This window comes from Mycolicibacterium doricum, from assembly GCF_010728155.1.
GTDB lineage: Bacteria > Actinomycetota > Actinomycetes > Mycobacteriales > Mycobacteriaceae > Mycobacterium > Mycobacterium doricum.
The window spans coordinates 2,398,665-2,410,464 of record NZ_AP022605.1 but is presented as its reverse complement, the minus strand read 5'-3'; the positions used below and the strand labels follow the sequence as shown (position 1 = coordinate 2,410,464).

The window sequence follows — 11,800 nt, the reverse complement described above, 5'->3', positions numbered from 1 at the left end:
CGCTACGGCGGGGCGCCGTGTGTGAAGCTTGGGGGACGATGAACAGCATCCAGATCGCCGACGAGACGTTCGTTGCCGCCGACCCCGCCGACGTGGGGCGCGCCGTCGCCGATCCCGCCAAGTGGCGGCGCTGGTGGCCGGACCTGAAGCTGACCGTCGTGGAGGACCGGGGGCCCGTCGGGCACCGCTGGACGGTGACCGGCGCGCTGATCGGCACCATGGAGGTCTGGCTGGAACCGTCCCTGGACGGCGTGGTCCTGCACTACTTCCTGCACGCCGAACCGGCAGGCGTCTCCGCGCGGCAGTTGGCGAAGATGAACCTGGCCAAGGTCAACCATGCGCGGCGGGTGGCGGGTAAGAAGATGGCGTTCGAGCTCAAGCGGACCCTGGAGGCATCGCGGCCGGTGGGGGTGTCGCGGCTGACCTGACAGTGGGTTCAGCCGCGGGCATGAGGGTACATTTCGGCTTGAGGAGGGCGGGCACGTGGCGGACAAGACGGCGCAGACCATCTACATCGATGCCGATCCTGCGACGGTGATGGACGTCATCGCCGACATCGGGTCCTATCCGGACTGGGTCAAGGAGTACCGGGAGACGGAAGTGCTCGAGACCGACACCGACGGGTACCCCAAGACGGCACGGCTGGTGCTCGACGCGGCGGTTCTCAAGGACACCATGGTGCTGGCCTACGAATGGCCCGCCGACCGCAATTCCGTGACGTGGACGTTGGTTTCGAGTTCTTTGCTGAAATCCCTGGCGGGCGCCTACCGGCTGGCGCCGAAGGGTTCGGGCACAGACGTCACCTATGAGCTCGCGGTGGACCTGATGATCCCGATGATCGGTCTGTTGAAACGGAAGGCGGAGCGCCGGTTGACCGAGACGGCGCTCAAGGATCTGAAGAAACGGGCCGAGGCTGAGTGAATCCCAGTGGCGCCGCGGCACGCATCAGCCTGTTCGTCGGCAAGGGCGGGGTAGGTAAGTCCACGCTGGCCACGGCCACAGCCGTCCGGCAGGCGCGGGCGGGTGGCCGGGTGCTGATCGTATCCACCGATCAGGCGCATTCGACGGGGGACGTCCTCGGCGTGACGGTCACCCCGACCGGGCGGCGGGAGCCGACCCGGATCCTCGCCGACCTCGACGCGGGTGTCCAGGACGCCGGCGGCTCGCTCGACGCGCTGGCCCTCGACACGCTGGAGCTGCTCACCGAGCGGTGGCGGGAGATCGCCGGCCCCGTCACCGCGCGGTTTCCCGACTCGGACCTGAGTGAGGTTGCTCCCGAAGAACTCTCCGCACTGCCGGGCGTGCAGGAGGTACTGGGGCTGCACGAGGTCGCGGAGTTGGCGGCCAGTGGTCTGTGGGAGCACGTCGTGGTCGACTGCGCCTCCACTGCGGATGCGCTGCGCATGCTGACCCTGCCCGGCACGCTCGCGCTCTACCTGGAGCGGGCGTGGCCACGGCACCGCCGGCTGTCCCGGGGCGCCAACGATGCGACGTCGGCCGCGATGGTGGATCTCGTTGAGCGCATAGATGCGGCGACGCAGCGGTTGACCATGCTCTTGGCCGATGCGTCGCAGGTCAGCGCGCACCTGGTGCTCACCGCAGAACGAGTGGTGGCCGCCGAGGCGTCCCGCACGCTGGGCTCCCTGGCGCTGATGGGCGTAGGGGTAGCCGAGCTGATCGTCAATCAAGTTCTGGTGCAGGATGATTCGTTCGAGTATCGGAACCTTCCGGAGCATCCGGCGTTCGACTGGTACGCCGAACGCATCTCCGAGCAGAGGGCGGTGCTCGACCATCTCGACACCGTGATCGGGGGCGTGGCGTTGGTGCTGGTCCCCCACCTGCCCGGCGAGCCGATCGGCCCAAAGGCACTCGGCGAACTGCTCGACGGCGCACGCAGGCGCGACGGAGCGGCCCCACCGGCGCCGGTGCGGCCGATCGTCGACCGTGAGTCGGGAGCCGGCCTCGATGCGGTGTACCGATTGCGGCTAGAGTTGCCGCAGGTCGATCCCGGGGAGCTGACGTTGGGCCGGGCCGACGACGACCTGATCATCGGCGCGGGCGGTATGCGGCGCCGGGTCCGACTCGCGTCCGTGCTGCGCAGGTGCATCGTCATCGACGCGGCACTGCGGGGAAGCGAGTTGACCGTGCGATTTCGACCGAATCCGGAGGTGTGGCCGGCATGAGTGCCGAACATCCAGACCTCGGTCCCGAGCTGAGGGCGCTCGCACAGGCGATCCTCAACCGCGTAGACCCGGCGATCCGGTTCGCGGCCGCCCGGGCGGCCGGAAGTGGTGAGGGGCGGGCGGGTAGTTGCCAGCAGTGGTGGTGCCCGGTGTGCGCGCTGGCAGCGGTGGTGCAGGGTGAACAGCACCCCCTGCTCAACGTCGTCGCCGAACACAGCGTCGCGCTGCTCGACGTGGTTCGCGGGCTCGTCGACAACATCGACGCCGCGGGCCCACCACCACCCCCGTCGTCCGGAGAGCCGCCGCCACGCCGCGACCCCGGCGGCTATCAGCACATTCCGGTGACCGTGCAGGAGTGAGGTCCGCGCTGTCGGCGTGTTCTCGCCGCCTGGGTAGAGTTGTCGCAGGGCACCGCCCGGTGCACCCGATGCGGAGGGGCCATGTGGTACTGGCTGTTCAAGTACGTCTTCATGGGCCCGTTGCTGACCCTGCTCGGCCGTCCGAAAGTCCATGGGCTGGAATACGTTCCCCGCTCGGGGGCGGCCATCCTCGCCAGTAACCACCTGGCCGTCGCTGACAGCTTCTACCTACCGTTGGCGGTCAGCCGACGCATCACCTTCCTAGCCAAGGCCGAGTACTTCACCGGGACGGGGCTCAAGGGCTGGTTCCAGCGCTGGTTCTACACCGCCGCCGGCCAGGTGCCGATCGACCGGACCGACGCGGACTCTGCCAAGAGCGCGTTGACCACCGCGCAGCGCATCCTCACCGAAGGCAAGCTGCTCGGCATGTACCCCGAGGGCACCCGCTCACCCGACGGACGGCTCTACAAGGGCAAGACCGGTTTGGCCCGGCTCGCACTGGAGACCGGCATGCCGGTGATTCCGGTCGCGATGATCGGCACCGATGTCGTGAACCCTCCGGGCAGCAAGATGTGGCGGTTCGGCCAGGTCGAGGTCAAATTCGGCAAGCCGATGGACTTCACCCGGTTCGAGGGGCTCGCGGGCAACCGCTTCATCGAGCGGGCGGTCATCGACGAGGTGATGTACGAACTGATGCGGCTCTCCGGTCAGGAGTACGTCGACCTGTACGCCGCCGATGTCAAGGAGGGCACCGCGGTCGCTCAGCCGGCCGCGCGACTGCCCGAGGCCGCCGCAGGCTGAATCGCCGCGACCGGTTCGGTGTGGTGCGTCGGCCGCACGGAGAGCGTGCCGGCCGCCGCGATGACGAACAGCGCCCACCACACGTACGACCCGCCGGCCAGCTGACGCCACAGTGGTGCCGAGGTCTCCTGGTGTTCCGGCAGCAGGGTGATCGGCGACCAGACCATCAGTGCGCACCCGAGCGCCCCTGCCACGGCCAGCGCCGCGTGCCGGGTGCGATGGGCGACCACGAGGGTCACCAGCACCGTCGGCAGCGCCCATACCCAGTGGTGCGACCACGACACCGGTGAGACCACCAGCCCGAACATCGCCACGCAGATCAGGGCCAGCACCGGTTCGTCGGCGCGCAGGGCGCGGCGTGCCGCCCAGACCGTCAATCCCAGTACGGCGAAGCACGCCAGCACCCACACGATGAACCGGAGGTCTTCGCCGACGCCGAACCGCGCGAGCGCGCCCGCGATGTTCTGGTTGGTGTTCAGCGTGGCCGCGCCGATCCGGTCGGTGTTACGCACGGTGTCGGTCCAGTACTCCCAGGAGTCACGCCACGCCAGCGTGAACCCGAGGAGAGTCAGCGTGACGACCGATGCCGCGCTGATGAGCAGTGCGCGGGTGTCACGGCGCAGCAGGAAGTAGAGCAGGAACACGGCGGGGGTGAGTTTCAGCGCGATCGCCACGCCGAGCAGGACCCCACGCGGCCACGGGGTGCGCCGAGGCACGCAGTCGGCGATCACCAGCGTCATCAGCACGACATTGATCTGGCCGAAGTCGAAGTTGGCCTCGATCGGCTCGAAATGCACCACCGTCACCGCGACGATCGCCGCGGCCAGCCAGATCCGACGTCCCGCCGTCCAGACGTCGAGCCGGCTCAGCACGATAACCACCGCGACAATCAACAGCAGCAAGGTGACCGCGGTGATCACCGCGCTGGCCGCGGGCAGCGACATGACGGCGAACGGCGAGAATACGATGGCCGCCAGCGGGGGATAGGTGAACGGCAGATCGAGGCCACCCTGGGTGGCGAACATCGCACCGTCGGCATAGAGGGGGCTGCCGTCGAGCCAGGCTCGGCCGCCCATCCGATAGACGTCGATGTCGATCCGGTAGGGCGTGTCATCGAACACCCTCCAGCCGGCCCAGCCGAGCGCGACCAGGGTCAGAGAACAAAACGCCCGCCACGCGAGGGTTGGCGCCCAAGCAGGCGTCCGCCGAGTACTCATGTCGCCGACCAGAGTATCGGTGGCCGCCGGCGGGTCGGACGGTATCCCGGTCGCGCCACGCGCAGGTCGGCGTAAGTTTTCTGCGTGCGCCTGACCCTGCAGCTGGACTTCCTCACCCTCGATCGCCTGCCACTGCTGTGCTGCCTGGTCGCGTTCATCCTCACCTTCTTCGCGACGCGCACGATCGTGCGTTACATCCGACGCCACGCCGGCAGCGACGCCCCCCGTAAGTGGTGGCAGCCCCGCAACATCGCCGCCGCGGGCGGTGTGCACATCCACCATGTGGTGATCGGGGTGATCCTGGTGATGGTCTCGGGACTCACCATGGTGACGCTGGCCGTCAACGGGGGAGTGCCCGAATTCACCGTCGCGGCAACGGCCTTCGGGATCGGTGCCGCGCTGGTGCTCGACGAGTATGCCTTGATTTTGCACCTGTCCGACGTGTACTGGTCCGAGGACGGCCGCACCTCGGTGGACGCGGTGTTCGCCGCCGTCGCGGTGGCGGGCCTTCTCATCCTGGGGTTCAATCCACTGTCGTTCTTCGACGTCGGGATCTGGCGCGACGACCACAGCGTGGTGGCGCGCGCGACGGTGATCGCGTTGGCGGTCGTGACGCTGATGCTGGCGATGGTGGTGCTGGCCAAGGGAAAGGTGTGGACCGGGCTGGTTGGCATGTTCATCACCCCCCTGCTGTTCGTCGGGGCGCTGCGGCTGTCCCGCCCGCACGCGCCGTGGGCCCGCTGGCGTTACACGAACCGGCCGCGCAAGATGCACCGGGCGCTGGAACGGGAACGCTGGCTGCGCAGGCCCGTCGTGCAGGCCAAACTGTGGCTGCAGGACGCCATCGCGGGTATGCCGAGATTCCCGGACGACGCAAAGGTCGACGCACAGCTGGATCGCGAGATCCACGCGGCCCCCGCTCCGCGGAAGGTCCCCCCCGTCGAGGAAGCCGCCGTCTAAGATGCGCTACTTCTACGACACCGAGTTCATCGACAACGGTCGCACCATCGAGCTGATCTCGATCGGCGTGGCGGCCGAGGACGGGCGGGAGTACTACGCGGTGTCGACCGAGTTCGACCCCGAACGTGCAGGCAGCTGGGTCCGCAAACACGTGCTGCCGAAACTGCCGTCGCCGGCGTCGAAATCCTGGCGGTCCCGCCGCGAGATCCGCTCGGAACTCGAGGACTTCTTCGGCATCGACGGAGAGGACCCGATTGAGCTGTGGGCCTGGGTCGGCGCCTACGACCACGTGGTGCTCTGCCAGCTGTGGGGGCCGATGACCGCGTTGCCACCCGCGATTCCGCGGTTCACCCGCGAGCTGCGCCAGTTCTGGGAGGACCGCGGCTCACCGCGGATGCCTCCCCGGCCCCGCGACTCCCATGACGCACTGGTCGACGCCCGCCACAACCTGCTGCGTTACCAGGTGATGACCGGAACAGCGGGGATGGCCGGCCCCTGACGCACCTGACTTACCATTGACAGGTGAACTGGACCGTCGACATCCCCATCGACCAGCTCCCGGACCTGCCGCCCCTGCCGGATGAGCTGCGTCAGCGTCTCGACTCCGCGCTGGCCAAGCCGGCGGTACAGCAGCCGAGCTGGGACGCCGACGCCGCCAAGGCCATGCGCACGGTGCTCGAGAGTGTTCCGCCGGTCACGGTGCCTTCGGAGATCGAGAAGCTCAAGGTTCTGCTCGCCGACGTGGCGCGCGGCGAGGCGTTCCTGCTGCAGGGCGGTGACTGCGCAGAGACGTTCGTCGACAACACCGAACCGCACATCCGCGCCAACATCCGCACCCTGCTGCAGATGGCCGTCGTGCTGACCTACGGCGCGAGCATGCCGGTGGTCAAGGTGGCCCGGATCGCCGGGCAGTACGCCAAACCGCGCTCGTCGGACGTCGACGCACTGGGACTGAAGTCCTACCGCGGCGACATGATCAACGGGTTCCCCCCCGACGCCGCCGCCCGCCAGCACGACCCGTCGCGCCTCGTGCGCGCCTACGCCAATGCCAGCGCCGCGATGAACCTGGTGCGGGCACTCACCTCCTCCGGGATGGCGTCGCTGCAGGGCGTGCACGACTGGAACCGCGAATTCGTGCGCACCTCACCCGCCGGCGCCCGCTACGAGGCGCTCGCCGGTGAGATCGACCGGGGTATGCGCTTCATGAGCGCGTGTGGGGTCAACGACCGCAACCTGCAGACCGCCGAGATCTTCGCCAGCCATGAAGCGCTGGTGCTGGACTACGAGCGGGCCATGCTGCGGCTGTCGGCCGAGTTCCCCGTCCACGATCCGCAACCGCGGCTCTACGACCTGTCGGCGCACTATGTGTGGATCGGTGAACGCACCCGCCAGCTCGACGGCGCGCATATCGCGTTCGTGGAGACCATCGCCAACCCGATCGGCATCAAGCTGGGACCGACGACCACGCCGGAACTCGCCGTCGAGTACGTCGAGCGGCTCGACCCGCAGAACCAGCCGGGCCGGCTGACGCTGGTGACCCGCATGGGCAACAGCAAGGTCCGTGACCTGCTGCCGCCGATCGTCGAGAAGGTCCATGCCAGCGGGCATCAGGTCATCTGGCAGTGCGATCCGATGCACGGCAACACCCACGAGTCCTCGACCGGTTACAAGACCCGCCACTTCGACCGCATCGTCGACGAGGTGCAGGGGTTCTTCGAGGTACATCGTGCCCTGGGCACCCATCCCGGCGGCATCCACGTCGAAATCACCGGTGAGAACGTCACCGAATGCCTCGGTGGCGCGCAGGACATCTCCGACACCGACCTGGCCGGGCGGTACGAGACGGCGTGCGATCCGCGGATGAACACCCAGCAGAGCCTCGAGTTGGCATTCCTGGTCGCAGAGATGTTGCGCGACTGAAGTCGCAGGGGATGGGGACAGGCCTCAGACAAGGCTCGCGAGGTTGCTGCCGAGCGCCCACCCACCGGCGGCGAGTAGACCGGTCAGCGTGATGATCGCGACGACCCAGAACAGCAGCGCACGTTTGGCCCGCCGCCGGGCCCAGTAGAAGTCGTCGATGTCGATACCCGCGAACTGTCCTGCTGGATAAGCGATCTCACCGGAGTCGCGGGTGAACACCCGGGTGTGCTGGCGGGGTGAAGCTTCGGGCGGGTGGCCGCTCGTGTCGGTGGCGGCCTGCTGGTCGGACAGCTTGCTGTGATACAGCGCCGCCGACGCATGCTGGGCGGAGTGGCGCGGTGCGGGGACCCGGAACGGCGGCAACCGCAGTTCCTCGGCGATATCCGCCAGATCGGCGCCCATGTCGAGCGCGTCGGCGTAGCGGCCGGCCGGGTCGCGGGCGGTCGCACGCAGCACCAGGTCGTCGAGCTGCGCTGGCACACCGGCGATCACCGCACTCGGCGGCGGAACGTCGTTGTCCATGCGCTGGTACGCCACCGCGAGCGCACTGTCCCCGCTGAACGGGGTGACACCGGTGAGCAGTTCGAAAGCCATGACGCCGACTGAGTACACGTCGCTGCGCGGTCCGGCGTTGCCGGTGCCGACCTGTTCGGGGGACAGGTATGCCGCCGTGCCGAGAATTACACTCGTGGAGGTGATCTTGGCTTCGGCGACGGCGCGTACCAGGCCGAAATCGGCGATCTTGACTTCACCGTCGTCGGAGATCAGCACATTCTCCGGTTTGACGTCGCGGTGCACCAGCCCCGCGCGGTGCGCCACGGCCAACCCGGACAGCACCGGCGCCAGCACGGCCGCCGCCGCGTGCGGCGGCATGGGGCCGCGTTCGCGCAGCAGCTCACGCAGCGTACCGCCTTCGACGAGTTCCATGACCAGGAACGGATACTGGCCGTCGATGCCCTGGTCGTAGACCGCGACGAGACCGGGGTCCTTGAGCCGCGCGACCGCCCTCGCCTCCCGCTGGAACCGGGTGAGGAACTGCTCGTCTCCGGAGTAGCGAGGGTCCATGACCTTCACCGCGACCGGTCGGTCCAATCGGACGTCGAGTCCCCGGTACACCGTGGACATGCCGCCAGTGGCGATCGGCGCGTCGAGGTGGTAGCGGCCGTCGAGTACGGCGCCGGCGAGCGGGTCCGACTGCGGGTGGGCCTCCACCGAAGACATGTTACGAGTCGCGCCGGTGGCCCTAGACTCGGTGCAGTGAGCAGCATTCCGGCCGCAGACGACGTCCTCGACCCCGATGAGCCCGTCTACGACCTGCCAACGGTCGCCCACCTGCTCGGTATGCCGGTGACGCGGGTACACCACCTGTTGCGGCAGGGCCAGTTGCTGGCCGTGCGGCGAAACGGCGAATTCGTGGTGCCCCAGATGTTCTTCGATCGACACGGTCAGGTGATCAAACCGCTGCCCGGTCTGCTCGTGGTGCTGCGCGACGGCGGCTACCGCGACACCGAGATCGTGCGGTGGTTGTTCACCCGTGACCCGTCGCTGACCATCAGCCGGGACGGGGCCGCCGAACGGATCGCCAACGCAAGGCCGGTCGACGCACTGCACTCCCACCAGGCCCGTGAGGTGGTCCGGCGCGCCCAGGCGATGGCATATTGACCGCTCAGCGGTCGTGGCATATTGACCGCTCAGCGGTGGTGGCATATTGACCGCTCAGCGGTGGTGGCGTACTGACCGGTCAGCGGGACTGTCGAACCCGGCCGGGCCGGGCTCGACCTTCGCCAGCGAATACCACGCCACCACAGCGCATCCCGCGGCGAGCAAGACGTGCAGCCACGAATACATGCCGTGTGCCCCGTCGGGTTTGAAGATCACCATGATCCAGGTGGAGAACCCGGCGATCAACGCGATCGACCGCCTCGACTGGGCCAGTGCGGAGACCACCGCCAGCGGCCAGGTGTAGTACCACGGCAGTGCGGCGGGCACGAACAGCACGAACACGAGCATCACCGAGGTGATGCCGATCAGCGCTTCGCGGTCGTCGTGGCGGAACCGCCACCACAGCAGCGGAAGCGTGACCACGATGATCGCCAGGCCGACGATGCGGGTGACGTCGACGACGGCGTAGAAGTTCACCGGCAGGAACAGTCCGCCCACCGCGTTGGTCAGGTTCGCCGCCGCCGTCGGCAGCGTCAACCAGTTGATGATCTTGACGTTTCCGGCCGCCAGCGCCGACAGCCATCCCAGGCCGACGCCGGCGACCCAGGACAACACCGCGAAGACGGCGACGAAGATCAGCAGCGCCGCGGTGGTGGCCGTCACGAAGGCCCGCGGCGCGCGGTAGCCCCGGCGATCGCTCAGCTGTCGCATCCAAATCCAGACGGTGAACGGCAGCGCCAGTCCGGCGGTCGCTTTGACCGCGACGGCGACGACGATCACCGCGACGCCCGCCGCCGGGCGGTTGTTCAGGGCCAGTGCCAGCCCGGCCATCATCAGCCCGACCATCAGCATCTCATTGTGGACGCCACCCATGAGGTGGATGATCACCAGCGGGTTGAGCACGCAGATCCACAGCGCCGCAGCGCCGCTGGCGCCGATGTGGCGGGCGATCCGTGGGGCCGCCCAGATCAGCAGGATCAGGCCGGGCAGCATGCAGAGCCGCAGCAGCATCGTCCCCGCGACCACGTGTTCGCCGACGATCATGGTCACGAACTTTGCGACCATGATGAACGCCGGCCCGTACGGTGCCGTGGTGGTGGTCCAGATTGGGCTGACGTCGTCGAGCAGCGGGTTGGGGTTGGCGATCGGTCCGACGACGTAGGGGTCGAAACCGTCGCGCAGCAGCGCCCCCTGCGCCAGATACGAGTAGGTGTCGCGGCTGAATACCGGGACGCTAAGCAGCAGCGGTGCGAGCCAGAACCCCGTGGTGGCGACCATGGTGTATTCGTCGGTGGAGCGCCCCGGAACGCCAGCGATGACCCGTCGGCCCAGCCACAACCAGGCCACCAGCATCATCGCGACGCCGCCCCACAGCAGCGTCGAGGACAACACCAGGCCGTGACCGAAGCGCAGCCAGGAAAGGTGCAGCGATTCGAGCAGAGGATCGTGTACCCGGGTGCTGCCGGCTCCGAGCCCCCCGGCCGTGATCAGCGCGGCGCCGACGAAACCGAGCAGCGCGGGCTTCGCGGACGGCGACCTGGTGAAAGCGACCAGCCGTGCGACATGCCGCGCCGCAGCGGGTTTCGGCGTGTCGGTCGGGGTGGGTGTGACCATGCTCAGGCGGACCGGTTGGCGGCCAATCTGGCGAGTTCGGTGAGACCGGCCTTGGCCTGCGCGTCGATCGGTGCCGAGTCCAGCGCCTCCAGCGAGCGGCGGGTGAGCAGGGCGATGCGTTCCTCCACCGCGGCCAGCGCGCCGACCGACTCGATGGCCCAACGCAGTTCGCGCACCTGCGGCTCGCTCAGGTCGGTGCCGATCGACGAGCGCAGTTGCGCGGCCGTGTCCGGATCGGTCTTGTCGGCCAGTTCGACGGCTTCGGCCAGCAGCACGGTCCGCTTACCCGACCGGAGGTCGTCGCCGGAGGGTTTGCCCGTGACGACCGGATCCCCGAATACGCCCAGCACGTCGTCGCGCAGCTGGAAGGCCACCCCGATATCGGTGCCGAGCTGGTGGAAGATCTCCTGCACCTCTGGCCGGTCGGCGGCCGCGGCGGCGCCCAGCTGCAGCGGGCGGGACACGGTGTAGGACGCGGTCTTGTAGGTGTTCACCGCGATCGCCGAGGCGACGGTCTCGGCTCCGCTGGCTTCGGCGGCGATGTCGAGGAACTGCCCGCCGAGCACCTCGGTCCGGATGTCGGCCCACACCCGTTGCACGCGGCGGTGCGCGGCGAGGGGCAGGTCGACGGAGGTGACGATGTCGTCGGCCCACACCAGCGACAGATCCCCGAGCAGGATCGCCGCCGACAGGCCGAACTGTTCGGAGGAACCGTGCCAGCCCTGTTCGGCGTGGCGGTCGGCGAACAACCGGTGCACGGTGGGCAACCCGCGTCGCGTCGCCGAGGCGTCGATCACGTCGTCGTGAACGAGCGCACACGCGTGCAGCAGTTCCAGGGCGGAGAACAGCATCAGGACACCGCTGTCGACGGGGCGGTCTGCCACCGCCCGCCACCCCCAGTAGGCGAAGGCCGGGCGGAGGCGCTTACCTCCCCGCAGGACGAACTCCTCGAGGGCGGCGGTCAGCTCCGCGTAGTCCGAACCGATGTAGGCGGCATCACGCCGGCGGACGGACAGGTAGTCCCGCAGCTGCTCGGTGACGGCTTCGGCCAACTCGGCGGCTGACGGAGCCGCGGCATCCACGC

At 68.5% G+C, this 11,800-nt stretch carries 13 protein-coding genes; 9 read left to right on the top strand and 4 right to left on the bottom strand.

The features are described from left to right. The first annotated feature begins 38 nt into the window (after positions 1-38). The 5 genes from G6N07_RS11795 to G6N07_RS11775 all read left to right on the top strand — a co-directional run bounded on the left by G6N07_RS11795 (position 39) and on the right by G6N07_RS11775 (position 3,343). Entirely contained in the window at positions 39-428 is a 390-nt protein-coding gene (locus G6N07_RS11795; protein WP_085191224.1) for an SRPBCC family protein, read from the top strand. A 55-nt stretch (positions 429-483) separates the two neighbouring features. After that, the gene (locus G6N07_RS11790) at positions 484-921 is read left to right on the top strand and encodes an SRPBCC family protein (RefSeq protein ID WP_085191222.1); all 438 of its coding nucleotides are present in this window, start codon (positions 484-486) and stop codon (positions 919-921) included. Then, a complete protein-coding gene (locus G6N07_RS11785; RefSeq protein WP_085191221.1) occupies positions 918-2,183 on the top strand; it encodes an ArsA family ATPase in 1,266 nt (421 codons plus the stop codon). The genes G6N07_RS11790 and G6N07_RS11785 overlap by 4 nt, the downstream gene beginning before the upstream one ends. Next, positions 2,180-2,542, top strand: coding sequence for a hypothetical protein (locus G6N07_RS11780; protein ID WP_085191426.1), 363 nt, complete (start codon positions 2,180-2,182; stop codon positions 2,540-2,542). The genes G6N07_RS11785 and G6N07_RS11780 overlap by 4 nt, the downstream gene beginning before the upstream one ends. An 81-nt stretch (positions 2,543-2,623) precedes the next feature. Then, positions 2,624-3,343, top strand: coding sequence for a lysophospholipid acyltransferase family protein (locus tag G6N07_RS11775; RefSeq protein WP_085191219.1), 720 nt, complete (start codon positions 2,624-2,626; stop codon positions 3,341-3,343). Here the strand turns inward: G6N07_RS11775 and G6N07_RS11770 are convergent. Continuing rightward, the gene (locus tag G6N07_RS11770; RefSeq protein WP_085191217.1) at positions 3,304-4,560 is read right to left on the bottom strand and encodes a glycosyltransferase 87 family protein; all 1,257 of its coding nucleotides are present in this window, start codon (positions 4,558-4,560) and stop codon (positions 3,304-3,306) included. The two genes, G6N07_RS11775 and G6N07_RS11770, sit on opposite strands and share 40 nt — an antisense overlap. Before the next feature lie 84 nt (positions 4,561-4,644). Between G6N07_RS11770 and G6N07_RS11765 the strand changes: the two genes are divergently transcribed. From G6N07_RS11765 to G6N07_RS11755, 3 genes are read left to right on the top strand one after another with little or no spacing between them, the layout of a single operon-like run. Further along, complete coding sequence (locus tag G6N07_RS11765; protein WP_085191215.1) at positions 4,645-5,520, top strand: hypothetical protein; 876 nt, start codon at positions 4,645-4,647, stop codon at positions 5,518-5,520. A 1-nt stretch (position 5,521) separates the two neighbouring features. After that, positions 5,522-6,019 (top strand): polyadenylate-specific 3'-exoribonuclease AS, encoded by a 498-nt coding sequence (locus G6N07_RS11760; protein ID WP_085191213.1) that lies wholly within the window; start codon positions 5,522-5,524, stop codon positions 6,017-6,019. A 23-nt stretch (positions 6,020-6,042) separates the two neighbouring features. Further along, positions 6,043-7,440 carry a class II 3-deoxy-7-phosphoheptulonate synthase gene (locus tag G6N07_RS11755; protein ID WP_085191211.1) on the top strand — a complete coding sequence of 466 codons (1,398 nt, stop codon included), beginning with the start codon at positions 6,043-6,045 and terminating at the stop codon, positions 7,438-7,440. 24 nt (positions 7,441-7,464) lie between these two features. Here G6N07_RS11755 and G6N07_RS11750 read toward each other — a convergent pair whose 3' ends face one another. Then, positions 7,465-8,661: a protein kinase domain-containing protein gene (locus G6N07_RS11750; protein WP_085191210.1), complete on the bottom strand. Its 1,197-nt coding sequence runs from the start codon at positions 8,659-8,661 to the stop codon at positions 7,465-7,467. 36 nt (positions 8,662-8,697) lie between these two features. Here G6N07_RS11750 and G6N07_RS11745 point away from each other — a divergent pair, with 36 nt between their 5' ends. Next, positions 8,698-9,102 (top strand): Rv2175c family DNA-binding protein, encoded by a 405-nt coding sequence (locus G6N07_RS11745; protein ID WP_085191208.1) that lies wholly within the window; start codon positions 8,698-8,700, stop codon positions 9,100-9,102. Between the two features lie 54 nt (positions 9,103-9,156). On the opposite strand, the gene G6N07_RS11740 is transcribed toward G6N07_RS11745, so the two are convergent. Together G6N07_RS11740 and idsA2 are read right to left on the bottom strand one after the other, a co-directional pair. After that, positions 9,157-10,716 carry an alpha-(1->6)-mannopyranosyltransferase A gene (locus G6N07_RS11740; protein WP_085191206.1) on the bottom strand — a complete coding sequence of 520 codons (1,560 nt, stop codon included), beginning with the start codon at positions 10,714-10,716 and terminating at the stop codon, positions 9,157-9,159. Between the two features lie 2 nt (positions 10,717-10,718). Then, complete coding sequence (gene idsA2, locus G6N07_RS11735; protein ID WP_085191204.1) at positions 10,719-11,798, bottom strand: bifunctional (2E,6E)-farnesyl/geranyl diphosphate synthase; 1,080 nt, start codon at positions 11,796-11,798, stop codon at positions 10,719-10,721. Positions 11,799-11,800 lie beyond the last annotated feature (2 nt).

Excerpts from the sequence above, each read along its gene's own strand:
- G6N07_RS11795 (WP_085191224.1), top strand. The coding sequence starts at position 39 with ATGAACAGCATCCAGATCGCCGACGAGACGTTCGTTGCCGCCGACCCC.
- G6N07_RS11780 (WP_085191426.1), top strand. The coding sequence starts at position 2,180 with ATGAGTGCCGAACATCCAGACCTCGGTCCCGAGCTGAGGGCGCTCGCA.
- G6N07_RS11775 (WP_085191219.1), top strand. The coding sequence starts at position 2,624 with ATGTGGTACTGGCTGTTCAAGTACGTCTTCATGGGCCCGTTGCTGACC.
- G6N07_RS11770 (WP_085191217.1), bottom strand. The coding sequence starts at position 4,560 with ATGAGTACTCGGCGGACGCCTGCTTGGGCGCCAACCCTCGCGTGGCGG.
- G6N07_RS11760 (WP_085191213.1), top strand. The coding sequence starts at position 5,522 with ATGCGCTACTTCTACGACACCGAGTTCATCGACAACGGTCGCACCATC.
- G6N07_RS11750 (WP_085191210.1), bottom strand. The coding sequence starts at position 8,661 with ATGTCTTCGGTGGAGGCCCACCCGCAGTCGGACCCGCTCGCCGGCGCC.
- G6N07_RS11740 (WP_085191206.1), bottom strand. The coding sequence starts at position 10,716 with ATGGTCACACCCACCCCGACCGACACGCCGAAACCCGCTGCGGCGCGG.